The 23,274-nt window shown below is 65.1% G+C and carries 23 protein-coding genes; 16 read left to right on the top strand and 7 right to left on the bottom strand.

Annotation, left to right across the window (positions count from 1 at the left end):
- Nucleotides 1-10: 10 nt before the first annotated feature.
- Together U9970_RS04160 and U9970_RS04155 are read right to left on the bottom strand one after the other, a co-directional pair.
- Entirely contained in the window at nucleotides 11-511 is a 501-nt protein-coding gene (locus tag U9970_RS04160) for a CsgG/HfaB family protein (RefSeq protein WP_322765440.1), read from the bottom strand.
- A 360-nt stretch (nucleotides 512-871) separates the two neighbouring features.
- On the bottom strand, nucleotides 872-3,715 hold the full coding sequence (locus tag U9970_RS04155; RefSeq protein ID WP_407653078.1) for a UPF0182 family protein: 2,844 nt from the start codon (nucleotides 3,713-3,715) through the stop codon (nucleotides 872-874).
- A gap of 144 nt (nucleotides 3,716-3,859) precedes the next feature.
- On the opposite strand from U9970_RS04155, the gene thrC reads away from it, so the two are divergent.
- From thrC to U9970_RS04140, 3 genes are all read left to right on the top strand, one after another.
- Complete coding sequence (thrC, locus tag U9970_RS04150) at nucleotides 3,860-5,125, top strand: threonine synthase (protein ID WP_322765438.1); 1,266 nt, start codon at nucleotides 3,860-3,862, stop codon at nucleotides 5,123-5,125.
- Nucleotides 5,126-5,163: 38 nt separating this feature from the next.
- Nucleotides 5,164-5,439: a MoaD/ThiS family protein gene (locus tag U9970_RS04145; protein ID WP_407653077.1), complete on the top strand. Its 276-nt coding sequence runs from the start codon at nucleotides 5,164-5,166 to the stop codon at nucleotides 5,437-5,439.
- A 62-nt stretch (nucleotides 5,440-5,501) separates the two neighbouring features.
- The gene (locus tag U9970_RS04140; RefSeq protein ID WP_322765437.1) at nucleotides 5,502-6,470 is read left to right on the top strand and encodes a cupin domain-containing protein; all 969 of its coding nucleotides are present in this window, start codon (nucleotides 5,502-5,504) and stop codon (nucleotides 6,468-6,470) included.
- Here the strand turns inward: U9970_RS04140 and ftsH are convergent.
- The gene (gene ftsH / locus U9970_RS04135) at nucleotides 6,408-8,240 is read right to left on the bottom strand and encodes an ATP-dependent zinc metalloprotease FtsH (RefSeq protein ID WP_322766011.1); all 1,833 of its coding nucleotides are present in this window, start codon (nucleotides 8,238-8,240) and stop codon (nucleotides 6,408-6,410) included. The two genes, U9970_RS04140 and ftsH, sit on opposite strands and share 63 nt — an antisense overlap.
- 118 nt (nucleotides 8,241-8,358) lie before the next feature.
- Between ftsH and U9970_RS04130 the strand changes: the two genes are divergently transcribed.
- On the top strand, nucleotides 8,359-8,538 hold the full coding sequence (locus U9970_RS04130; protein WP_322765436.1) for a 50S ribosomal protein L32: 180 nt from the start codon (nucleotides 8,359-8,361) through the stop codon (nucleotides 8,536-8,538).
- A gap of 17 nt (nucleotides 8,539-8,555) precedes the next feature.
- On the opposite strand, the gene U9970_RS04125 is transcribed toward U9970_RS04130, so the two are convergent.
- Genes U9970_RS04125 through U9970_RS04115 form a run of 3 tightly spaced genes read right to left on the bottom strand, consistent with a single transcriptional unit; the run spans nucleotide 8,556 to nucleotide 10,467 of the window.
- Entirely contained in the window at nucleotides 8,556-9,371 is an 816-nt protein-coding gene (locus U9970_RS04125) for a hypothetical protein (protein ID WP_322765435.1), read from the bottom strand.
- Nucleotides 9,371-9,718, bottom strand: coding sequence for a DUF565 domain-containing protein (locus U9970_RS04120; protein WP_322765434.1), 348 nt, complete (start codon nucleotides 9,716-9,718; stop codon nucleotides 9,371-9,373). The genes U9970_RS04125 and U9970_RS04120 overlap by 1 nt, the downstream gene beginning before the upstream one ends.
- Nucleotides 9,715-10,467, bottom strand: a complete 753-nt coding sequence (locus tag U9970_RS04115) for an HAD-IA family hydrolase (protein WP_322765433.1) — start codon at nucleotides 10,465-10,467, stop codon at nucleotides 9,715-9,717. Before U9970_RS04115 ends, U9970_RS04120 begins: the two co-directional genes overlap by 4 nt.
- Nucleotides 10,468-10,570: 103 nt before the next feature.
- Between U9970_RS04115 and recJ the strand changes: the two genes are divergently transcribed.
- Nucleotides 10,571-12,466 (top strand): single-stranded-DNA-specific exonuclease RecJ, encoded by a 1,896-nt coding sequence (gene recJ / locus U9970_RS04110; RefSeq protein WP_322766010.1) that lies wholly within the window; start codon nucleotides 10,571-10,573, stop codon nucleotides 12,464-12,466.
- A 1-nt stretch (nucleotide 12,467) separates the two neighbouring features.
- Entirely contained in the window at nucleotides 12,468-13,793 is a 1,326-nt protein-coding gene (locus U9970_RS04105) for a chloride channel protein (protein WP_322765432.1), read from the top strand.
- On the opposite strand, the gene psb30 is transcribed toward U9970_RS04105, so the two are convergent.
- Entirely contained in the window at nucleotides 13,772-13,945 is a 174-nt protein-coding gene (psb30, locus tag U9970_RS04100; RefSeq protein ID WP_322765431.1) for a photosystem II reaction center protein Ycf12/Psb30, read from the bottom strand. The genes U9970_RS04105 and psb30 overlap by 22 nt on opposite strands.
- An 85-nt stretch (nucleotides 13,946-14,030) precedes the next feature.
- Here psb30 and U9970_RS04095 point away from each other — a divergent pair, with 85 nt between their 5' ends.
- The 10 genes from U9970_RS04095 (at nucleotide 14,031) to U9970_RS04050 (ending at nucleotide 23,271) form a co-directional block, all read left to right on the top strand.
- The gene (locus U9970_RS04095; protein ID WP_322765430.1) at nucleotides 14,031-14,402 is read left to right on the top strand and encodes a YkgJ family cysteine cluster protein; all 372 of its coding nucleotides are present in this window, start codon (nucleotides 14,031-14,033) and stop codon (nucleotides 14,400-14,402) included.
- On the top strand, nucleotides 14,399-14,749 hold the full coding sequence (locus tag U9970_RS04090) for a TMEM165/GDT1 family protein (protein ID WP_322765429.1): 351 nt from the start codon (nucleotides 14,399-14,401) through the stop codon (nucleotides 14,747-14,749). Before U9970_RS04095 ends, U9970_RS04090 begins: the two co-directional genes overlap by 4 nt.
- Nucleotides 14,750-14,764: 15 nt before the next feature.
- Nucleotides 14,765-15,067: a TMEM165/GDT1 family protein gene (locus U9970_RS04085; protein WP_322765428.1), complete on the top strand. Its 303-nt coding sequence runs from the start codon at nucleotides 14,765-14,767 to the stop codon at nucleotides 15,065-15,067.
- A 90-nt stretch (nucleotides 15,068-15,157) separates the two neighbouring features.
- Nucleotides 15,158-17,494 carry an RNB domain-containing ribonuclease gene (locus U9970_RS04080; protein ID WP_322765427.1) on the top strand — a complete coding sequence of 779 codons (2,337 nt, stop codon included), beginning with the start codon at nucleotides 15,158-15,160 and terminating at the stop codon, nucleotides 17,492-17,494.
- A 3-nt stretch (nucleotides 17,495-17,497) separates the two neighbouring features.
- Nucleotides 17,498-18,181: a flavin prenyltransferase UbiX gene (locus U9970_RS04075; RefSeq protein WP_322765426.1), complete on the top strand. Its 684-nt coding sequence runs from the start codon at nucleotides 17,498-17,500 to the stop codon at nucleotides 18,179-18,181.
- 27 nt (nucleotides 18,182-18,208) lie between these two features.
- Nucleotides 18,209-18,697, top strand: coding sequence for a hypothetical protein (locus U9970_RS04070; RefSeq protein WP_322765425.1), 489 nt, complete (start codon nucleotides 18,209-18,211; stop codon nucleotides 18,695-18,697).
- A 59-nt stretch (nucleotides 18,698-18,756) separates the two neighbouring features.
- Entirely contained in the window at nucleotides 18,757-19,173 is a 417-nt protein-coding gene (locus tag U9970_RS04065; protein WP_322765424.1) for a DUF2996 domain-containing protein, read from the top strand.
- Nucleotides 19,174-19,221: 48 nt separating this feature from the next.
- Nucleotides 19,222-20,328, top strand: coding sequence for a magnesium-protoporphyrin IX monomethyl ester (oxidative) cyclase (gene acsF / locus U9970_RS04060; protein ID WP_322765423.1), 1,107 nt, complete (start codon nucleotides 19,222-19,224; stop codon nucleotides 20,326-20,328).
- Nucleotides 20,329-20,512: 184 nt separating this feature from the next.
- Nucleotides 20,513-21,892, top strand: coding sequence for a TldD/PmbA family protein (locus U9970_RS04055; RefSeq protein ID WP_322766009.1), 1,380 nt, complete (start codon nucleotides 20,513-20,515; stop codon nucleotides 21,890-21,892).
- Nucleotides 21,893-21,894: 2 nt separating this feature from the next.
- Complete coding sequence (locus U9970_RS04050) at nucleotides 21,895-23,271, top strand: TldD/PmbA family protein (RefSeq protein WP_322765422.1); 1,377 nt, start codon at nucleotides 21,895-21,897, stop codon at nucleotides 23,269-23,271.
- Nucleotides 23,272-23,274 lie beyond the last annotated feature (3 nt).

The following is a 23,274-nucleotide window of genomic DNA, read 5'->3' as shown; positions in this document are numbered from 1 at the left end:
GTTTGAGAAATTAAATGTACCAGCAGCTGCAGTAGCTAGTAGCTGCATAACCGCCGGAGCTCATCGGCACCGTGGCGCCAAGAATAACTGCTGCCGGCAACAGGCTGCCTCCGCTGGACTTCTGCTCGATGGTGTTTGTCGCCCGACCCTCGACCGTGCGTGAGCCAACGATCTCGCCGGTGGTACTATCCACTACCCGGATGTCGATAGCAACGTAATCTTTGGTCACAGTGTTTTGCTTCGCACCACCGAAACCAAGAAAGCCCATGCCACTTCCCTTACTTTCAACATCAGTTGCTGAATCGTAGGAAGTCAAAGTGCCCAGCACGATATAACGAGCTCCAGTCATCTGGCCCTTCGCGGCTGCCGTGGGGCTTGCCTTGCGCACAAGACCGAGCTCGGCCAGTTCTTGCTCCGACAGAACTTTGTCAAGTTGGCGACGTTCCACAACCTTTAGCTCTCCCGTTGCTGCCAGCTCATTAGCCAGGGCACTGGAAAGATCCTGGGCCACTGGCCCCTGCCACCATCAGGTACCGGTGACATTTTTCTTGAACTCCGGTACGGACACCGTAGGCACGCCCCTTGACTGAGACAAAGCTGGCTGGGGCAGGGCAAGGCTTGTGCAGACCGTAAGAGCAAGACTGTTGGGTGCTATGCCAGTAAGGCTGAAGTGACTGAGGTTCATGATCCGAGAAAGGCCACAATGATTTCAGATAAGCACTATGCCCTCCAAATCATCTCCTACTGCAGCGTCCATAATTTCAAACCCGTCTATTGCAGAATCTGACTAATGCCCGGCCGACTGGATCTCTTCGACTGGCACGCCGTGGGATTCACGAAGAGAGCCGGAGGAGGTCCTATTTGCTCCAGCTCAGGGGGGGGTGAGATCCGAATTAGTGTCGACGGATTCGGTGATGGTGGCTAGGGGGCGGCGCGGAATCAGCAGGGCTTCGATGGCCTTCTCCAAGCTGGTTTCCATCGCCACCCTGGTGCCATCGCTTACCACCACGCGGGTGAGGGTAGGTAACCCACCGTTGCGGGCCTTGAGATAAACGGGCTCCACATAAAGCAGCGCCTCGCCCACTGGTACCACCAGCAGATTGCCCTGAATCACCTCCGATCCGGCCCGATCCCAGAGACCAAACTGCTGGCTGATGCGCGGGTTCTGGTTAATCAGGGCCTGAACCTGCTCCGGACCGAAGATTGGCGTCTGGGTTGGGAAGCGCAGCAACACCAATTCGCCGTAGTTGGGGGCATCGCTGCGGGCAGCCAACCAGGCGGCCAGGTTGGGGCGGGCCAAGGGGGTGAGCGGCTGCAGCAGCAGGAATTCAGGCGGCAACTCTGGGGTGAGCTGGGCGCTGATGTGATACGGCTTCACCGGAATCTGACTGCGCCCGTAGAGCTCCTTGGGCACCTGCCAAACGTCATCACCGCTGTAGAAAATGCGCGGATCGGTGACGTGATAGCGCAGTAGCTGGGAGGTCTGCAGCTCGAACTGGCGCTGGGGATAGCGAATATGGGCCTGCAGCGGCTTAGGCATCGCCGCTAGCGGCTGAAAAAGATCCGGAAACAAGCGCTGCCAGCCGGCAATGATGGGATCTTCCGGTTCGGCCACGTAGAGCACGGCCTTGCCGTTGTAAGCATCTACTACCGCCTTCACCGAATTGCGTAGATAGCGGATATCGGCGTCGCCAGGCACGGCAGCGCTGTATGGATAGCTGCGGCTGGTGGTGAAGCCCTCCACAATCCAAAACTGGTGCTGATCGCGGGCAAAGGGACCCGGCTTATCGAGTTGCACCGACACCAAATAGGGATCGCCTTCGAAGCGCACAAACGGGGCAAGGCTGCTCAGGCGCTGGCGAACCTCCCGGCGCAGTAGCAGGCGCGTCTGGGGGGTAATCGCCCCCTGCATCAGCAACTTCGGCTCTCGCAGATATGTGGCCGCGGCCAGCCGGCCCCAAGCAGAGCCGATCGGCACACCAGCTGAGCCGCCGTAGTGGGTGTAAAGATTTTCGTCACCCTGGGGGTAGTCAAACTCCTGCACCTTGGTGGGTGCGAGGGCATAGGGCGACACCAGGGCCCCGAAATAGAGGCTGGGCTTGCCGATGGGGATGCCGGCACGCACCTGGGCGGTGGTGATGCCCAGCTGGGCATTGCCCTGCACCCTGGTTGATGCGCCTAGGTCGCTAATGAAGTAATCGGGCAGGCCGTCGGGGCTGCTGGTGTTTACGGGCGAAACCGTGAAGCCGTAGCCATGGGTAAACACCAAATGGGTGTTGAGCCAGGTGCGCGCTGCCGGAGGCAGGGAGGCCTGATCTAGCTCCCGCGCCGTGATGATCACCAGCTGGCGGCCCAACCCCTGGTTTGCCGCCAGGTTGTAGCGGTCCACCGCAGCAGTTGAGAAGCGGTAATAGACCCGCAGCTGCTGCAGCTGGCGGTTGGTGGAGAGCAGGGGCTGACTATCCCAAAGGCGAATGTTGCGCAGGGTGGCCTGGCTTGCCTGCACATCAGCGCGGGTAAGGCGCCGCCTTGGCTTAACGAAACGAGTGCTGATGTCATCAAGTTGGAAGGCGGCCCGGGTAGCCCGAATTGAGCGCGCCAGATAGGTGGTTTCCAGCTGCAGCTCCCGCGGTTTAACCAGCAGCAGCTGCAGCACCGGGGTGAGCGCGACCTCAAGCAAGGGCACCAGCAGCAGCGCCAACGAGACAGCCCCAAGCAGGGGTCCCCGAATGCCCCGGCGCGGCAGGGGCAGCAGCAGGGCGACAGCCGTGAGTAAGGCCACCAATGCAGCCAGAGTGCGCAGGGGCAACACCAGATGGACGTCGAGCCAGCCGGCACCTGGCACGCTGCCGGCGGTGCTGAGCAGCAGCTGGTGACGGCCAAGCCAAAAACTGCCGGCTACCAGCAGGGCCAGCGAGCCGAGCGGCCAGCGCAACTGCACCAACTGGGCTGGGGTAAAACCGTGGAAACGGCCATCGCTTAGCTGAGGGGGGCGGGCCAGCAGGCCCCAGAGCCCCGCGGCCAGGTGGCAGGTACCAAGGGCAAGCAGCAGGGTTAGCCCCAGGGCCAGGGCGGGGAAACGCACCAGGCCGAAGCTGATATCGGCCCAGAGCATCGGCTCCCGCACGCCACTGTCAGGAGCCAGCAAGGCCAGCGACCACACCCCCCAAGCCCGGCCCAGCACCGTGGCCGTAGCCAAAGAAGCCAGCGCCGCCACCAGCCGGGGTGCCCGCCGCGGCCAGGCCAGCAGGGCCGCCAGCAGCCCGGCCAGCAGCAACAGCAGGGAAAACGGCAGGCCACTGAGCAGGGTTAAGCCATGCAGCCGCCGGGGATCGAAGGGGGTCAGCACCAGGCGCTGGGCCAGGCGCATTAGCAGGGCCAGAGGCACCAGCTGGGCCAGGGCGAGCAGCCCCAGGGCGGCGGCATAGCCAGCTGGGGCCAGGCCAAAGCGTCGCTCGCCGGAGTCGGCCGAGCCTGAACGCCAAAACCGGCTCAGCCAGCCCTGCAGTCCCAGACCCAGACCCAACCCCAGGCCCATCAGGCCAACCTGCAGCAGCCAGCGGCGCAGCAGTACCGGGCCTTTGGCAAATTGCTCAAACCAGCTCCACTCCACCCAGAGGCGGGCTAGCAGCACGCCGAGTCCCAACAGAAGAGCCAGGCCCAGGGTCACGCTGACCGCCGCACGCAGGGAGGCAGACAAGGGGCGCCTTGGCATCAGAGGTAGGTGCAGAAACCGAGGCTAGGAAGCCCTGGCCCATCAGCAAGCCCAAGGCTCAAATAAATACCCGATCTCTCTAGTCGGCATTAAATCAGCACCTCGGCCAACGCTGTTAGCCTCAGGCCACCGCTGGGCGTGACTGTGACTGCCACCCTCTCCCGCTCCACCTTCACCGGATTGCGCTGCAAGGAATGCGGCCATCCCTACGAAGCGAGCGCTCGCCACGTCTGCGAAGACGTCTGCTTCGGACCGCTCGAAGTTGTCTACGACTACGAGGCGATCAAAAATCGGGTGAGCCGGGCCACGATTGAGGCGGGCCCCGCCTCCATCTGGCGCTACCGCGAATTCCTGCCGATTGAAGGCGATCCCATCGATGTAGGCACGGGCTTTACGCCGCTGCTCAAGGCCGGCAACCTGGCCAAGCGGCTCGGCCTCAAGAGCCTCTACATCAAGAACGACGGCGTCAACATGCCGACGCTTTCGTTTAAGGACCGGGTGGTGAGTGTGGCCCTCACCCGCGCCCGAGAGCTGGGCTTCACCACGGTGAGTTGCGCCTCCACCGGCAACCTGGCCAACTCCACCGCCGCCATCGCCGCCCACGCCGGCCTCGACTGCTGCGTGTTCATCCCCAGCGATCTGGAATTGGGCAAGGTGCTGGGCACCTTGATCTACAACCCCACCTTGATGGCGGTGCATGGCAATTACGACCAGGTCAATCGCCTCTGCTCCGAGGTGGCCAACACCTTCGGCTGGGGCTTCGTCAACATCAACCTGCGCCCCTATTACTCCGAGGGCTCAAAAACCCTTGGCTATGAGGTGATCGAGCAGCTGGGCTGGCAACTGCCAGACCACATCGTGGCGCCCCTAGCCTCCGGCTCCCTATTCACCAAGATTCGCAAGGGTTTTGACGAGTTCATCAAGGTGGGGCTGGTTGAGGAGAAGCACGTGCGCTTCAGCGGCGCCCAGGCCGAGGGCTGCTCACCAATCGCCCAGGCCTTCGCGGCAGGCCGGGACTTCATTACTCCGGTGAAGCCCAACACGATCGCCAAGTCGATTGCCATCGGCAACCCGGCAGATGGTCCCTACGCAATCGACATCGCCAACAAGACCAACGGCACCATCGCCGCCGTCAGCGACCCCGAGATCATCGAGGGCATCAAGCTGCTGGCTGAAACCGAGGGCGTTTTCACCGAAACCGCAGGCGGTACCACCATCGCCGTGCTGAAGAAGCTGGTGGAGCAGGGCAAGATCAATCCTGACGAAACCACCGTGGCTTACATCACCGGCAACGGTCTGAAGACGACAGAGGCGATCGCCTCCTCCATCGGCGAGCCCTACCTGATTGAGGCCCAGCTCGACAGCTTCAAAGCGGCCTGGGCAAAAGCGCAAGCCGCCCAGCAGCGCTGATTACCCCACCCATTCCCCACGCCCCTCCAATCCCCGCCATGGCAGTTCAGGTTCTTATCCCCACTCCCCTGCAGAAGTTCACCAATGAGGAGGCCAGCGTGGATCTCGATGCCTCCAATGTGGATGGCCTGATCGAGGCCCTCGAGGGCCGCTATCCGGGGATCAAGGGTCGGTTGTGCGATGAAGGCGGCAAATTGCGGCGCTTCCTCAACGTCTACGTAAACAGTGAGGACATCCGCTTCCTCGACAACCAGACCACCAGCCTCAGCGACGGCGATGAGGTTTCGATTGTTCCCGCCGTGGCCGGTGGCTGACCGAAGCCTCCAGGCGCGAGCCGAATCCCAATAGTGTTCAGATCCCGCGAGGAGCCAGAGCAATGACCCAGGCCCCAATCCAGTTGATCTCCACTACCGGCTCCGCCCAGTGGCAAGCCAAGACCGAGTTGTTCGACTACCGCCAGGCTGCCAATCCGGTGCGAGCTGGGCTAACCGAACCCATACCCCTGCGCCAATGGGACCCAGCCCTGCACCAGTCAGGTGCCACGGCGGTGCTGCCCCTCGATCTCAGCAGCGAGCTCGGCTGTAGGGCCCCGGCCACCAGCCCTGGCCTGGCGGCCAACTTTTTGCGCATCGAAGCTGGTGAGGGCCTCAAGGCAGCGGCGAACGCCACCAGCTTGCTGTTTTATGTATTGCAAGGATCGGGCAGCCTCAAGCGTGCTGGCACGCCGCAGCTTGGCTGGAGCGCTGGAGATCTATTTGTATTGCCAGCTGGCGAGCCCCCCCTGCTAACTGCAGAGGCCACCAGCGTTCTCTACTGGGTGCACGACGGCCCCCTGCTCAGCCACCTCGGCGTCGAGGCCAGCACCGCCCGCTTCGAGCCAACCCACTACCCCGCGGCCCTGCTGCAGCGCGAACTAGACCTGCTTCTCGCCGATCCCAGCGCCGCTCGCAGCAACCGGCTGAGCCTGCTGCTGGCTAACAGCGATCTGCCCCAAAGCCGCACCGTGACCCACACCCTTTGGGCCATGCTCGGGGTGGTGCCTGCTGGCGCCATCCAGCCACCACACCGGCACCAGTCGGTGGCCCTTGATCTAATCATCGATTGCGATCCGGGCTGCTACTCCCTGGTGGGCACGGAGCTCGACGCCAGCGGTGCCATCGCCAACCCCCGCCGCATCGACTGGCAGCCCGGAGGGGCCTTCATCACACCGCCTGGCTACTGGCACGCCCATGTCAACAGCAGCGAGCGGATGTCCCGGTTGCTGCCGATTCAAGATGCGGGCCTACACACCTACTTGCGCAGCCTCGACATCCGCTTTTCCGGTGGACTGCAGAGCAACAGCTGAGCCAGTCGGCTGCGGATGGGCCGCCTCATGGCTTGTCACCACCGCTCTAAAAGCCTCACCTTCGATGGTTTCATCTCGGATCAGCATTTCGACCAGCTCATCCATTAGGGCGCGGCGTGGCTGCAGCAAGGCCACGGCCTGATCGAGGGCTGAGCTAGCCAGTTCGCGCACCAGGGCATCGATGCGATTGCCGGTTTCACGCGAATAGGGCGGCTCGGAGCGCAACCAGTCGCGGCCGAGGAAAACCTCAGCCCCATCCCCCTCCAAGGCCACCGGGCCAAGACTGGAGAAGCCGTAGCGGGTCACCATCTCCCTGCAGATGCGGGTGACCATATCCAGATCACCACTGGCACCTTGGGTCACCTCAGCTGGACCAAAAACAACCAGCTCAGCCGCGCGGCCACCCAAAGCAACCACAAGCCTGGCTTGCAGGTAGGCCTTACTAATCAACCCGGAGTCGAGGATCTCCTCGTCCGGCATCATTCGGGCAAAGCCGCCAACTCCGCCTGAGCGCGGCAGCAGGGTCACCTTGTCGAGGGGATCGGCCTTTGGCACCAAGGTGGTGAGTAGGGCATGGCCCACCTCGTGATATCCAATCAACCGCTTTTTGGCACTGTCCTGCAGCGGTGCCGCCGTCAGGCCCATGGTGATGCGTTCGAGGGCACCGCCTAGGGCGCCGTCGTCGATCTCGCTCTGGTGATGGCGCGCCGTGAGGATGGCTGCCTCGTTGAGCAGGTTGGCCAGATCGGCCCCAGAAAAGCCCGGGGTGCGGCTGGCCCAGGCCGACAGCGACACCGCCCCAGCCAGGGGGCGGCTACGGGCATGCACCGCCAGGATCGCCTCACGGCCGCGGCGATCCGGCAAGTCGATGGTGATGCGGCGGTCAAAGCGACCGGGCCGCATCAAGGCGCTATCGAGCACATCAGGTCGGTTTGTAGCCGCGAGCAGAATTACGCCGGAGTTGTCTGCAAAACCGTCCATCTCGGTGAGCAACTGGTTGAGGGTCTGCTCCCGCTCATCGTTGCCGCCACCAATACCTGCCCCTCGCTGGCGACCGACCGCATCTACTTCGTCGATGAAAATGATGCAGGGCGCTTTGGCTTTGGCCTTGCGAAATAGGTCCCGCACCCGACTGGCACCCACCCCCACGAACATCTCAACGAATTCGGAGGCCGCCATCGAGAAAAACGGCACGCCCGCCTCGCCGGCAATGGCGCGGGCCAAAAGGGTTTTGCCAGTGCCTGGTGGGCCCACCAGCAGCACCCCCTTGGGGATCTTGGCGCCAACGGCTGTGAAGCGTTCCGGCTCCTTCAAGAAGGTGACCACCTCCTGCAGCTCCTCCTTGGCCTCACCGATACCGGCTACATCCTCAAAGCGCACCACCACGCCGCCCTCCTCCTGCAACCGCGGCTTACTGCTGCCGAAGCCCATGGCCCGGTTGGCCACCTGGGCCGAGCGACGGATCAGGAGGGCAAGTCCACCCAGTAGCAACAGCACCAACAGCCCGTTAGCCACCAGACCAGCCGTAGCGCCATCAGCCCGGTCATCGCGCACGGTGAGGGGCACCTTCGCCTGCTCGGCGGTGCGCAGCAGCAGCTGGTCGTTACTGAATACGGGCACCGTGGCCTGGCGTCCGTCGTCGAAGCGCACCCGCACCTCCCGCTGCTGCAACGACAACTCCAGATCCTTAACCTTGCCCGCCCGCAGATCCTTCAGCAACTGGCTGTAGGAGGGAGCGGGGTCGCGAGTCGATAGTCCGTTCAACCGCATGGATTGCCCAATCGGAGGAATGCTGTCGCTCACTAGGTTCTTTCTTTGCACCGAGCTTAGCGATTTGACGAAAGGCGAGGCGACAATGGAAGATCTTTGTTTGATGTAGTGGGCCAGGATGGCTGTTCCTAAGAAGAAAACTTCCCAGGGCAAGCGCAATCAGCGTCATGCCACCTGGAAGGGCAAGGCTGCTGTGGCAGCTAAGAAAGCTCTCTCCATCGGCAAGGCAGTGCTGAGCGGCAAGGCCCAGGGCTTCATCTATCCCGTGGATGAGGAGGGTGACGACAGCGAAAGCTGATCGTCCCAAACTCTCAATTACTGCTCTGAGCTAACGCCGCTGCCGCCAATCCAGCGACGGCGGCTGTCCAGCACCGCATAGCCACTGGCTAGATCAAGCAGGGGATCCTGATAGAGGGATGGGGGCAGGGAACAAAGGCTGGCGCGCACCACGCGATCCAGCTCTATCGCTGGCAACCAGGCAGCGCCGTGGCGGCGCTGTTTAGCTTCCGCCTGCAGGCGCCAACGGCGCGGTGATTGCCAGCTTTGGGGACGCAGCAGCCATAGCTGGGCGCAGCGCTGCCAAAGCGGCTGATAGGCCTCCAGGGCTTGGTCCCAGTGGGGCAGCCAGGCCAGCTCCTCGGCGTTGAGCCCGGCCGGAGGCTGAATAGTGGCCAGGGCTTGCCTGCCCAGGGAGCGGCAACCGAGCAGCCAGCCCTCCAGCAGCAACACCTCCGCTTCCACCAGCTCCTCAGCAGAGCGATCACCCAGGCCCCCCCGCAGGGTCTTGTCAAAGCGAGGCAGACGCAGGGCGCCGCCGGCCTGCCAGACGTCGAGACAGTCCAGCGCTAGGGCCACGTCATGACTGCCCGGCGGCACCCGGGATACGCCAAAAGGGTTGCCCTCAAGCGCCCGTTGCCGCTGCTCCCAGGGCAGGTAAAAGTCGTCGATTGAGGCCACCGCCAGCCCCAGCCCAAGGCCAGCGGCCCGTTGCTGCAGCACTCGAGCCATGGTGGATTTACCAGCGCCCACCGGCCCATTGAGTGCCAGCACCGCGCGCTGGCCGCTGCGGCCCAGCAACTGCAACTGGGCCTGCAGGGGTTCCACAAACCTGCTCTCTAGCTGGGAATCCATCAGGTGCCGAGCTTGAAGGCCTCGAGCACCACCGCGTACACCACCCCGATGCGCAGGTTGTCGACCAGCACCCAGCCGAGTCCGGGCGTGGCTCGAACCACTCGGCCGCGCACGCGCACGACCAGCTCCACCAGCAGCACAGTTGCCAGCACCGCCATCGGGCGCCCACCAGGGATCGACATCAGCACGTAGGCCGTGATATTGCTGCCGGCGTAGAAACCCAGCAGCAGGGCCAAAACCACGCTGCTGCGGTGGCGCCAATTGCCACGCAGATTGCCCAGCAGCTGGGCTCCTAGCCGCTCGATAGCCCGATTGAAGCGGGTGGGCTGCAGGTTCGAACGCGTCACGGTGGCGAATCCTCCAGCAAGGCCTGGACATAGGAGAGCGTGATCTGCCCGCCCTGACAAGCGGGCCCCCGCAGCACGGCCGCCCCAGCGCCCAACTGATCGACCACCGCCCGCGCCCGCCCAAAGCGCTGCGGTGGTTCGGCACTGCCGTAGTGGCTAAGGGTGAGCAGGCAGGCCAGTCCGGCGCTGGCGGCGGCCGCAAGACCATTGCCGGAATCTTCCAGGGCCAGCGCGGTGCAGGCGGGGCAGCCCAGCTGCTGCAGGGCCAGCTGATAGGCCTCCGGATCAGGCTTCTTGCGGGCCACATCTTCGCCGCACACCCAGAAGGCGAAGTGCTGGCAGAGCCCCCCCAGCAGGTGCTCCACCAGGGCCGCCACCGCGGCGCGACCGCTGGTGGTCACGATCACCTGGCTCAGGCCAGCCGAGCCAGCCGCAGCGATCAGCTCGGCCACCCCGGGGCGCAGCCGCAACTCGCCGGCGGCCACCAGAGCTCCGTAATGGTCTTGCTTGCGGGCCTGCAGCTCAGCGACCAACTCTGGCGGCGGCGGCTCGCCCAGCAGCTCCGCCAGGGCAGCAGTGATCCGCTCCCGGCCACCGCTGATGGCCAGCAGCTCGCCATAGCGGGCGGCATCCCAATGCAGGGGCACTCCAACGTCGGCAAAGGCCCGGTTGAAGGCCAAGCGATGGCCATCCCGCTCGGTCTCCGCCAGGGTGCCATCCACATCCCAGAGCAGGGCTTGCAGGGCCATCAGCTGCTCGCACCAGGGCTTATCAGGCTAGGGCTCATCGCTTCTGGGGGATGCGGCCTAGCAGCAGGTCCCGCACAATGACCAGGTATTGGTTGTTGTGTCGTTGCTGCCAGCCCTCCATGAGCAACGCTGGCACCTGCCCGCTCCCTTGGCGCCTGGCGCCCTGCAGGCAGCGCCGTCCACCGATCCCCTGCCCGAACCGCTGCTGGCGCTGCTGAGCCGCCGCGGCTTCACCAGCCCTGAGGCCATCGCCGCCCTGCTGGATCCGGAGGCGGCACCGGCGGCCGGGCGCCACTTCCCCGACCTGGCCAAGGCGGTAGCGCGGCTGAAGCGCGCCTGCAGCCAGGGGGAAGCAGTGGCGATCTGCGGCGACTACGACGCCGACGGCATGACCAGCACGGCCTTGCTGGTGGGGGTGCTGCAGCGCCTTGGCGCCAGGCCGATCGCGGCGATCCCCAGCCGCATGGATGACGGCTACGGCCTCAACGCCGCCATGGTGGAGAAGCTGGCGGAGCAGGGGGTCGCCCTGCTGGTGACCGTCGACAACGGCGTGTCTGCCCTGGAGGCCCTGGAGCGGGCCGAAGCCCTTGGCGTCGAGGCGATCCTCACGGACCACCACACGATTCCCGATCCGCTGCCGCCGCACCTGGCCCTGCTGCATCCCCAGCGCACCCCACCCGGATCCCCCTATCGGGGCCTGGCGGGGGTGGGGCTGGCCTACGTGCTGGCGGCGGCGCTCTGCCAAAGCCTGCGGCACACCGACGGCCAGCAGATTGCCCTCAATCTGTTTTGTATCGGCACGATCGCCGACATGGCCCCGCTGGTGGGGGTGAACCGGCGCTGGCTCATCGACGGCCTGCCCGAGCTGGGCCGCAGCCCCCTGGTGGGGCTCCAGGCCCTGCAACAGCTAGCTGGCCTCGACGAGACACCCCTCGATGCCCAGGCGGTGGGCTTCCAGATCGCGCCGCGCATCAACGCCGTCGGCCGGCTTGGTGATCCCCAGCTGGTGGTGGAGTTGCTCACCACCGAAGATCCAAGCCGGGCCCTGGCCCTGGCCCGCGATTGCGAAGCGCTCAACCGCCAGCGCCGCGACCTCTGCACCGCCATCGAAGCCGAGGCCCTGGCCCTGCTCGAGGCCGATGGTCCCCAGCGCCCGGCCTTCCTGCTGCTGGCCCAGAACCACTGGCACCACGGCGTGATCGGCATCGTGGCCGCCCGGCTGGTGGAGCGCTTCGGCCTGCCCGCCGCCCTGCTCGCTGGCGAGGGCAACGGCCGCCTGCGGGCCTCGGTGCGGGCGCCCCGGGGCTTTGCGGTGGATGGGGCCCTGCAGCAGTGCGCGCCCCTGCTGGAGCGCTTCGGCGGCCACCCCGCCGCCGGGGGCTTCACCGTGCGCGCCGAGCAGGTGGCCGCCCTGCACGAGCAGCTCAACCAACTGGCCCAAACCTGGCTGCAGCAGGCAGGCCATGGCACCCCGGTAGAGCCGGAAGCCCTGCTCAGCTTTGAGCAGATCAACCGCAGCTTCTACCGCCAGCTGCAACGGCTCGAGCCCTTCGGCATCGGCCACCCCCAGCCCGTGTTCTGGAGCCAGGGCTGCCAGGTGGCGGCCCAGAAGCTGCTGCGCGGAGGCCACCTGCAACTGGAGCTGCGCCAGGGCGAGGCGAGCCTGCGGGCCATGGGCTGGCGCTGGCAGGGTGAAACCAACCTGCCCGGCCTGGTGGATGTGGCCTACCGCCTGCGGCTCGACTCCTGGCAGGGGGAGGAGCGGCTCCAGCTGGAGCTGGTGGGCTTGCGAGCCAGCGCTGGTGGAGCCTTTGATGGTGGTGAGGTGGTGTTGCAACACCACAACCGCACCTACTGGTGTCGCCGCAAGGGGGCGGGGCTGGTGGTGCGCAATGCGGCCGGCGACGAACTCACCAGCGCCGAGGGCGCCAGCCACGACCACCCCTACGTGCGCGCCCTAATGCAAGATGCGGCACTGGCCCTGGGACTGGTGGCCTGAGATGGCCTTGCCCCTAAACCGCGGCCAGCTCTACTTCCTGTTGCAGCTCCTGCTGTTGGGGCTGCTGGTGGGCTTGGCTTGCTGGCCCCTGAATCTGGTGGACCACGTCCAGGATCTGCTGCTGCAGCAGCTGCCGAACTTTGCCGGCGGGGCTTGGACGCTGCAGGGCCTGGCGATCGCCCTGGCGCCGGTGCTGGTGATGCCAGCCCTACTTTGGCTTCAGGCAGGCCCCTGGGCCCGGGGTGCGGGCTCGGGCATACCCCAAACGATCGAGAGCCTCGAGGATCCCGACCAGGCCGCCGCTTTGATGGCACCCTTCGCCACCGTGGCAAGGCTCTGCCTCTGGTCGGCGGCCAGCCTGGCCCTGCTGCCCCTCGGCCGCGAGGGGCCCGTAGTGCAGTTGGGTGCGGCAGTGGCCCACGGCCTGCGGCAACGCTTCCCCCGCTTGCTGACCAAACTCAGCACCCAGAGCCTGATGGCAATCGGCGCTGGCGCTGGCCTGGCGGGGGGCTTTAACAGCCCGCTGATGGGAGCTGTGTTTGTGGTGGAGGAACTCACAGGACGCTTCCAAACAGCCGTGCTGTGGCCGGCAGTAGTGGTCTGCTCAGCGGCAGCCCTGGTGAGCAACCTCGCAGGCACACCACTTTTCACCCTGGGCATGGTTCAAAGCACCCAGCCGGAATGGCAGCAACTGCTCTGGGCCCTGCCCGTAGGGGTGGGTGGCGGCCTGCTGGGCGGCCTGTTCAGCCGCATCCTCTGGCGGAGCTCAGCCCTGCTGCGCCAGCGAGTGCGGCAACGGCCCCTGGCCTGGGGGCTGGGGCTGGGCCTAGCCCTTGGCCTAATCGCCGTGGCCAGCGGTGGCTGGAGCGGTGGCGATGGTGAAGCGCTGATGGCTCAGCTGCCTGAAGGCCGCGGCAGCTTGCCGGTGCCCGGCTCGCCCCTCAGCGTCATCGGCTGGCTACTGCTGGTGGCAGCCCGACTGGTGGCGCCAATTTTGGCCTTGGCAGCGGGAATACCGGGCGGCCTGATTGATCCAGCCTTCGCCATTGGTGCCCTGTTTGGCAGCGGCAGCCTGGAGCTCCTGGGGGGCAGCAGCCAGCTTGGCCTGGCCCTAGGCATGGCGGCAGCCCTAGCCGGGGCTACCCAGTTGCCCCTGATGACGGTGCTGTTTGCCCTGCGCATGGCAGGGGATCAGCAGTGGCTCTTCGGCATCCTGCTGAGCGCCGTGGTGGGTGCCTATGTGGGCCGCCAGATCCAGCCTGAGCCGATTTATCACGCCCTCTGGAACCTCGGCAGAAGTGGCGATCAGAGGGCGCCGCGGCGGTAGAAGAGCACGAAGATCACGGCAGGACCGGCCAGGGTGATCAGCGCCAGGGCGGCAAAATTGGCGATCAGGTGGAAGTCGATACCCATGGAGGTTGCTGCCGCAGAGCAGTAGTCGCTGTGGGCACAGGTTAGGGGTCGATCCCAGCGGCCCATGCCTGCCGGCGGGCTCTGTGACGGCTTGTCACAGCAGCAGTAGCGCCTTGGCCTGTGGCTGAATGGAGTTAATCGCTGCAGGGGGATGGCAAGGGACGATCGGGCCCATTGGGGATGTATCAGCGGCTGCGGAGCCTGCTGCCGGCTGGATCCCAGTCTGCGTCAGGAAGCAATCGAGGCGCTCAGCCCAGAGCAGCAGGAGCAGTATCTGGCCATGGTGGGCCCCGATGGCTGGTGCATCAACTTCAACACCGGCTCCCGTAGTTGCCGCATCTATGCGGACCGGCCTGACTTCTGCAACGTGGCCAACCTGGTGCAGCTGTTTGGCACGGTTGATGATCCAGGTGCCGGCGACCGCCTGGCTATCGGCTGCTGCCTGCAGCAAATTCGCAGCGAATACGGGGGCCGTGGCAGGGTAATGAAGCGCTTTAGGCGTGCCATACGGAAACGTTTATGAGCAGCGAACCCGATCCCAGCACCAGCCGGGCAGGCAGTTGGGGTGCCGTCTTCCTAACCACCTTCACCACGGTCTTCCTGGCTGAGCTTGGGGACAAGACCCAGCTCGCCGCCCTCCTGCTCTCTGCCCAATCAGGCAGGCCAGTTGTCGTGTTTGTTGGTGCCTCCCTGGCCCTGATCAGCTCCAGCCTGGTGGGGGTGTTACTGGGCCGCTGGCTGGCCAAGGTGATGCCGCCACAGCAGTTGGAGCGCCTGGCGGGAATCCTGATGGTGGCCCTGGGCCTGTGGCTGGGCCGGCAAGCCGTACTGGGCCTAGTGCCCAGCCCCTCCGACCTTCCCCTCTCCTAACCGCAGCGCTACGCCATGCCCTTCGCCCTGCTCGCTTCCACCTTCGCCACTGTGTTTTTGGCTGAGCTGGGAGACAAAACCCAGCTGGCCATCGTGACTATCAGTGGCACCTCAACCCGCCCAGGAGCCGTATTTGCCGGCAGTTCCGCTGCCCTGGTGCTGGCCAGCCTGCTGGGCGCAGCCGCCGGCGGCTCCCTATCCGCCGTAATCCCCACCAATGCCCTGCAGCTGGCAGCCTCCGTTGGCTTTCTGGTGATCGGAGTACGCCTGATCCAGCGATCGAGCAGCCCGGAAGCCGAAGAAGCGTCAGCTGACTAATATCACTACATGAAGGCCTTGGCGGCCGTGGGCATCGCTCCGAGTCCAGTCCGCCATCAACCGGCTTCAGTCCAGCCAGCCCTCCCATAGATGAAGTTCACGGTCGCCGACCTGCTCGACCAGCTGCCCGCCCAGGAAGCCCTGCCGCTGACAAAGCTGGAAAAAGCCCTGGGCATTAGCCAAAAAGCTGAAAAGCAGCAGCTTCAGATCGGCCTCGACGGCCTCAGCCGCCTTGGCCTGCTGGAGGTCAGTGAGGCCGGCGTCGCCCGCCGCGAAGACCCTGAACTGATCGCCGCACGGCTGCGTTGCTCCAGCAAAGGCTTCTGCTTTGCCCTGCGCGAAGACGGTGGCGAAGACATCTACATCCGCGATCACCAGCTCAACCACGCCTGGAACGGCGATCGGGTGCTGGTGAAGGTGACCCGCGAGGGCGGACGCCGTCGCTCTCCTGAGGGCGGGGTGCAGTGCGTTCTTGAGCGCCACACCACCTCCCTGCTGGCCCAAGTCGAGCAACAGGATGAGCGTCTGGTGGCCACCCCCCTTGACGACCGCCTGCTTACGGCGGTTGAGCTGCCAGCTGGTGACGCCGCCCATCTCAATGCCGAACAGGCCTCGGTGGTGGAAGTGTTGGTGGACCGCTACCCGGTGGGGCAGTTCGCCCCCCAGGGCCACGTAGCTCGCAGCCTGCCTGTTAACGGGGGGGAAGCAGCCGACCTCGACCTGCTGCTGACCAAGCACCGGCTCCACAGCCGCCCCCAACCACCGCGGGCAACCCTTAAAGCGCTGGCCGCCAAGGAGCGCACCGACCTCACCGCCCAGGCCGCCCTGCTGCTGGAACCATGGAGCGGCAAGGAAGCCCCCGCTCTGCCAGCCCTGGCCATTGAGGAGCGCGACGGCGGCTGGACCCTGTGGGTGCACACCCCAGCCATCGCTGAGCGCTTCAGCGCCGGCAGCACCCTGGACACCTGGCTTCGCAACCAGGCTGACGCTTACTGCACCGGAAACCAGTGGCTACCGCTGCTGAGTCCAGCCCTGGCCAAGGCCAGTGCCTTCAAGGTGGGCGAGGTGCAGGCAGCCCTGTCGGTGGCCCTGGAGCTGGGCGCTGACGGCAGCCTTGAGCACTACCGCTTCAGCCGCAGCCAGATCAATCCCGTGGCGGCAGTCGGGTTGGAAGCACTGAATGCCCTGGCGGAGCGCAAACCCAAGAGCCGCACCGTGCCAGCGGCGCTCAAGGGGCTGAAGGAGCAGCTGGGCCCGCTGGAGCAGCTCATCGCTGTCACTGGCCTGCTGCGCCAACGGCGGCAAGCGGCGGGTTCCCTCGACCTCAACCTGCCCCTGCCCGCCATCGACAGCCTGGGAGATCTGGCGGTGCCCGGCCCCGACAGCGCCCTGGCTGGCTGGCTCGTGAGCCTGGAACCCCACCATCCCCTGGCCCTGCTGCGCGAAGCGGTGCTGCTGGCCGATCAGGCCCTAGGCCAGCACCTGGCAACCTTGGAACTGCCGGCGATCTATGCCACCAATGCCCTGGCGGACCCCAGCGACCTCAACGACGTTGCCCGGGCTGCTCTGGCCCTCGACATCCCGCTGGAGCTGAGCGAAGAGGGCAATGCCAGTGCGGCCGAATTGGCCGCCGCCTTCGCTGGCACCGACCGCAGCCGGGCCCTGCAGCAGCAACTGCAGGCCATCCTCAAACCGATCCAGCTCAGCACCAGCCCCGGCCCCCATGCCCTGGCGGGCCTGCTGGAAGAGGGGGCAGCCCTTGCTCCCTGGTGCTGCCCAACCCTGCACTACTCAGATCTGTGGAACCAGCAGCTGCTGGTGCTGCTGCTCACCGAGGGCAAGGACCGCCCCAGCGTGCGCCACAAAACCACCGTCGACCTGGCCTCCGATGCCTGCCACGGCGCCATCGACTGGCCGCTGCTGGCCCCCAGCCAGCTAACTCCCTACCTGGAAGTTCAGGAGCACGGGCTGGTGCAGCGTCTCAATGGCCGGCGCCGCTTTTTATCTGAACTGCAGGCCGACCTGCTGGCCATGCTCCAGGCCCGCCAGGCCGAGCCCTTGGTGGGGCAGGTGCTTCCTGGGGTAATCAGCGGCGTGCAGAGCTACGGCTTCTTCGTGGAGGTGCCCCCTTCCCAGGTGGAAGGCCTGGTGCACGTCAGCTCCCTCAAGGACGACTGGTACGAATACCGCTCCCGCCAAAACCGCCTCGTGGGGCGCAAAAACCGCCGCACCTACATGCTGGGTGACCAGGTGGAGGTGGAGATCCAGAAGGTGGATGCCCTACGCCACCAGATCGATCTGGCCGTGGTGCTGCCCGAGGGCTACGAGGGCGAGCCGGCCGACTCCTATCCCCAAACCCAGGACCAGGACCAGGACCAGGACGACATCGACCCCTTCGCGCCCATCGCGGTGCTGAGCGAGGTCTGAGCCATGGTTCGGCCATCCGGAACCAGCTCCGGAACCGGGCCGGTGGTGCTCGCCGTTTCTGGCGCCTCGGCCCAGCCCCTCGCCCAGCGGGCCCTGCAATTGCTGCTGGAGGCGGGAGAAGCCGTGGAGCTGGTCACCTCGCGCGGAGCCATTGGCGTCTGGCAGGCCGAACTAGGACTGAGGGTGCCCTCAGAACCCGATGCCCAGGAAGCCTTTTGGCGGGAACGCACCGCTGTTAGCACCGGGCAGCTGCGCTGCCACCGCTGGAACGATCAGGCCGCTGGCATTGCCAGTGGCAGCTTTAAAACCCGCGGCATGGTGATTCTGCCGGCCTCCATGGGCACCGTGGGGCGCATCGCTTCGGGGGTGGCCCTGGATCTGGTGGAGCGGGCCGCCGACGTTCACCTCAAGGAGGGGCGCCCCCTGGTGATCTGCCCAAGGGAAACCCCCTGGAGCCTGGTGCACCTGCGCAACCTCACGGCCTTGGCCGAGGCTGGTGCCCGCATCGCCCCGCCGGTGCCTGCCTGGTATCACCAACCCCAATCGATCGAAGACATGGTGGATTTTCTGGTGATCCGCGTCTTTGACGTGCTCGGCTACGAGCTCGGCAACCTGCGCCGTTGGCAGGGGCCACCGCACCAGCCAGGATCCCCTGGGGCACCAGCCACCGGGGCTACTTCCCCCTAGGCCGCCCTCCTCACCCCAGTCGATCCATTGGCCCTGCTGCAACGCCTGCTGCTGCTCCCCCTGCTGGCTCCCCTGCTGCTGGTGCTGCTGGTAGGCGCCCTCAACCCCCGACCCAATGCGGCCCTGCGCCTGCTGGTTTGGACCAGCCCGGCCCTGCCAATCGGAGCCTGGATAGCCCTGGCCGCCAGCGCGGGAGCCGGGCTGAGCGCCGCCGGAGCCGCCCTAGCCCTGCGCACTGGCCCGATCAACCTGCGCCGTCAAGTGCGCCGCGGCGCCAGTGAACCCGAGGCGAACTGGAGGCAGCCGCAGCAGCAAAACCAAAGCGAACCAGCAAGGCCCGCAGCTCGAGCCGCCGCCGGGCCGCCGAGACCCCCTGGCGAACCAGCCCCAACCGTTGCCGTGCCGTTCCGGGTGATTCGCAAAGGCAGCAACCCAGCTCCAGCAGGCGAACCGGTGGTGGCCCAGGCCGCTGCCGTGGGAGATGGCTGGGACAACCCCAGCAGCGACGACTGGTGAGCGAGCTGCCGGGCAACCTGCGTAAAGTCCAAGGACGATGCCGAAAGGGGCCTGCACCGGTGAGCGAATCCGCCCAGCCAGCTGCCAAAGATCAGCCCGCAAAGGCCAAACCGCCTGCAGTGGAAGACCAGCCATTTGAGATCTTTGTGCCCCAGCTCCTGATCCCGGCCCTGGCCAAGGAGATCCAGGGCTACGGAGGAGCTGCTGCCGAACTGGCCTTTGTGCAAGGAGCGATGCCCGTGGTGGGGTCGGAGTGCTGGATGGTTCAAGGGGAGCTGCCGGGTCGGCGTCGCTTCTGGCTGTGCTTCACCCAACCAGACATCAGTTCAGCCAAAACGGTGGCATTGGCAGAGGCAGGCGGCCAGCCAAGCCTGCTGGAGTCGTTTCTGATCGACGAGAAGAAGATGAGCCTGGCGCTGCTGGTGTCGCGGCTGGTGTCGCGGCTCAACGGTCAGAAATGGCTCGGCCCGAACTGACGGCCATGCCCTCTACGATGCAGGCACTGCCGTAAGCCGCAAGCCTCGATGGTGCCTCCCGCCGCAACTGCCAGCCCTACCACCAGCCCCAGTCAAGCCTCTGTGGGCTCGCCCGGTGCACCAGCCGTCAAAGATCCGGCCAAGGACACGATCCTGACGCCGCGCTTCTACACCACGGATTTCGACGCCATGGCGGCGATGGATCTGCGGCCAAATGAGGTGGAGCTTGAGGCCATATGCGAGGAGTTCCGTAAGGACTACAACCGCCACCACTTCGTGCGCAACGGTGAGTTTGAGGGGGCAGCGGAGAAGCTAGATCCTGATACCCGCAAGGTTTTCGTTGAGTTTCTTGAGCAGAGCTGCACCTCTGAATTTTCTGGCTTCCTGCTCTACAAGGAGCTCAGCCGCCGCATCAAAACCAAAAACCCGCTGCTTGCCGAGTGCTTTGCCCACATGGCCCGCGATGAGGCCCGCCATGCCGGCTTCCTCAATAAAGCCATGGGAGATTTTGGGCTGCAACTGGACTTGGGCTTCTTGACCGCCAGCAAGTCCTATACCTTCTTCAAGCCTAAATTCATCTTCTACGCCACCTACTTGAGCGAGAAGATTGGCTACTGGCGCTACATCGCCATTTATCGCCACTTGGAGCAACACCCAGAGAGCAAAATCTTCCCAATCTTTAACTTCTTCGAGAATTGGTGCCAAGACGAGAACCGCCACGGCGATTTCTTTGATGCCTTGATGAAGGCTCAGCCAGACACCGTGCGCGGCTTCACCGCCCGGCTTTGGTGCCGCTTCTTCCTGCTGGCAGTGTTTGCCACCATGTACGTCCGAGACGTTGCTCGCAAAGAGTTCTACGAAGCCCTAGGTCTTGATGCTCGCGAATACGACAAGGTCGTGATTGCTAAAACCAACGAGACCTCCGCCAGAGTGTTCCCCGTGGTGCTGAATGTTGACCATCCCAAGTTTTACACCCGCCTTGAGCGCCTGGTTAGCAACAACGCCAAACTCAGCGAGGCCGACGCAAGCAGTGCTCCGGGAGCAATAAAAGTTTTGCGCAAACTGCCCTATTGGCTCGCCAACGGCGCAGAAATGGCCAAGCTTTATTTCACCCCCGCGATCCGCAGCGAGCAATTCCAGCCCTCAGTGCGCTGATTTTTTAAATGCTCTGAGCATTTCTATTCGCTGAGCATTTTGTTAGATCTGGCCTGCCTTTGCCTGGCCCGCAGTTACATCATTCCTTCGCTGAGTTCTTTTGGTTGCCTCCAAACCGGTTGTTCTCCAGTCGGCTGCAGCCCAGTCGGCAGGGGTAGTGGCAGATGCATTTGATCAAAGCTGGATGCTGCGGCTGGAGGGCTTGCTGGCGAGCGGCAGGGCAGCTGGTGCCGATTTAGTTGAGATTTTCCTGGAGCGCACCGACCACCTCGGCGTCTTGGCTGAGCAGGACACCATCACCAGCGTCAGCCCCGCCTTCGGCATGGGCGCTGGTATCCGGGTGTTCCTGGGAGACCGCGATGGCTTTGTGAGCACCAACGACCTGAGTGATCGCGGCCTGATGCAGGCCCTTGAGCAAGCCCTCGGCATGCTCGGGCTGAGCCACAGCAGCAGCAACACCAGCCCTTTCGAAGGTCTGCAGCTGATGCGCGATTTCGCCGCCGCCAAGCTGGACTGGCTTGATAGCTGCCCCTCTCTGGCAGAAGCCACCTTGAAGCTGCTGGAGGGCACCTGCCGCCTCGAGCACCACGGCCGCCACCTACAGGCCAGGCGCGGCAGCTACTCCCGCGACTGGCAGTCGGTGCTAGTGGCTGCCAGTGATGGCACCTTTGCCCGCGACATCCGCCTGCACCAGTCCCTCGGCTTAAACGTGCTTGCGGCCGACGGCGACCACCGCGCCGGCCTCGGCCGCCGCTACGGCACCTCCGATCGCCCCGATGACCTGCGCCAATGGGACGCGGACGCCGCCGCCCAGGACGTGTGCTCCAGTGTGGGCACCATGCTCTACGCCGATTACGTAGAGGCGGGTCAGATGCCAGCGGTGCTGGCCAACCGCTTTGGCGGCGTGATTTTTCATGAGGCCTGCGGCCACCTGCTGGAAACCACCCAGGTGGAGCGGGGCACCACCCCCTTTGCCGAAATGGTCGGCCAATCCATTGCCCACGAAGCCGTCACGGCCATCGATGAAGGGCTCAGCGATGGCGCCTTCGGCTCCCTTTCCATGGACGACGAAGGCATGGAACCCCAGCGCACCGTGCTGATCGAAAACGGCGTTCTCAAGCGCTTCCTCAGCGATCGAGCCGGCGAGCTGCGCACCGGCCACAGCCGCACGGGCAGCGGCCGGCGCCAGGGCCATACCTTTGCGGCCGCCAGCCGCATGCGCAACACCTTCATCGCCGCCGGCCCCCACACCCCCGAGCAGCTGATCGGCTCCGTCGATAAGGGGCTCTATTGCAAATCGATGGGCGGCGGCAGCGTCGGCCCCACCGGCCAGTTCAACTTCGCCGTGGAGGAGGGCTACTTGATTGAAAACGGCCAGCTCACCAAACCGGTGAAGGGGGCAACCCTGATTGGCGAAGCCAAGGAGGTGATGCCGCGCATTTCGATGTGCGCCAACGACCTGGAACTAGCAGCGGGCTTCTGTGGCTCCGTGAGCGGCAGCATCTTTGTGACCGTTGGCCAGCCCCACATCAAGGTGGATTCGATCACCGTGGGAGGACGCTGACCATGACCCAGCCCACCATCCAAACCCTGAACGCCGAGGCCCTCAGCGGCCGGCTCCAGCAACTCGCCCAAGGCGCCGGCATCCAGCAATGGGATCTCGGCGCCTCCTGCAGCACCGACACCTCCGTGCAGGTGGATCGCGGCGAAGCCAAACAGATGAAAGGTGCCCAACGCAGCGCCATCACCTTGCGGGTGTGGAACGGCGACGGCCTAGTAGGCATTACCAGCACTTCAGACCTCAGCGATTCCGGCCTGGCCCGGGCCCTGAGCGGCGCCCGCGACGCCAGCGCCTTTGGCAATGCGGAGGAAACCCCGGCGTTCTCGCCCCTGGCCACCGCACCCCTGGCCCCACTAGATCAACCGCTGCACCAACCCCAGCCGATCCTCAGCCTGCTGGACACCCTCAAACAGGCCGAACGGCAACTGCTCGATCGCCACATAGCCATCGGCACAGTTCCCTACAACGGCCTGGCCCAGCGCAGCAGCGAGCGCCTCTATCTCAATAGCGAAGGGGCCTGCCGCCACCAGACCCTGACCACCGCCAGCCTCTACCTCTACGCCAGGGCCGAGGAAGCCGGTCGCAAACCACGCAGTTCCGGTGCCGTGCGCTTGGCCTACGGCACCGCCGAGCTCGACATCGCCGGCTGCATCGAAGAGGCCGCCGAGCGCACGATCGCCCACCTTGACTACGCACCGATCGAAACCGGCTACTACACCTGTGTTTTCAGCCCGGAAGCCTTCCTCGACCTAATCGGGGCCTTCAGCAGCTTGTTCAATGCCCGGGCCGTGCTCGATGGGGTGAGCCTCAGCCACCGCGACTCCCTCGGCGACAGCGTGGCCGTGCCCTTCCTGAGCATCCGCGATAACGGCCTGCACCCCGGCAATGTGGGCGCCTCTGCCTTTGATGGCGAGGGCACCCCCACCGCGCCCCTAGATCTAGTGGCTGGCGGCGTGCTGAAAAACTTCCTGCACTCGGAGGCCACGGCCCGAGCTTTTGGGGTGGCGCCCACCGGCCATGCCGGCATGGGAGCAAAGGTGTCGGTAGGGGCCGATTGGTTCGAGATTGGCGTTACCCCTGGCAGCGGCGGCGGCCAGCAGGGTCTAGATCGCCTAAACCATTCTGGGCCCGTTGTGGTGATCGACTCCCTATCGGCCCTGCATGCTGGAGTTAAAGCCAGCCAGGGCTCCTTCTCCTTGCCCTTTGACGGCTGGTTAGTTGAGGGTGGGGTCAGCCGCTCGATCGAGGCCGCCACCGTCGCCGGCGACATCCGCACCGTGATGAAGGCGATCGTCGGCTTTGAAGGCCTGGCCAAGATCACCCCAGATGGCCTCTGCCCTTACGTCTGGGTGGAAGGGCTCTCGATCACCGGCGAGGCCTGATCA

The sequence above is a fragment of the Cyanobium usitatum str. Tous genome (assembly GCF_963920485.1).
GTDB classification, from domain to species: Bacteria; Cyanobacteriota; Cyanobacteriia; order PCC-6307; family Cyanobiaceae; genus Cyanobium_A; species Cyanobium_A usitatum_A.
Note: the sequence above shows the minus strand (reverse complement) of the source record. Positions and strands in the feature narration are given on the sequence as shown.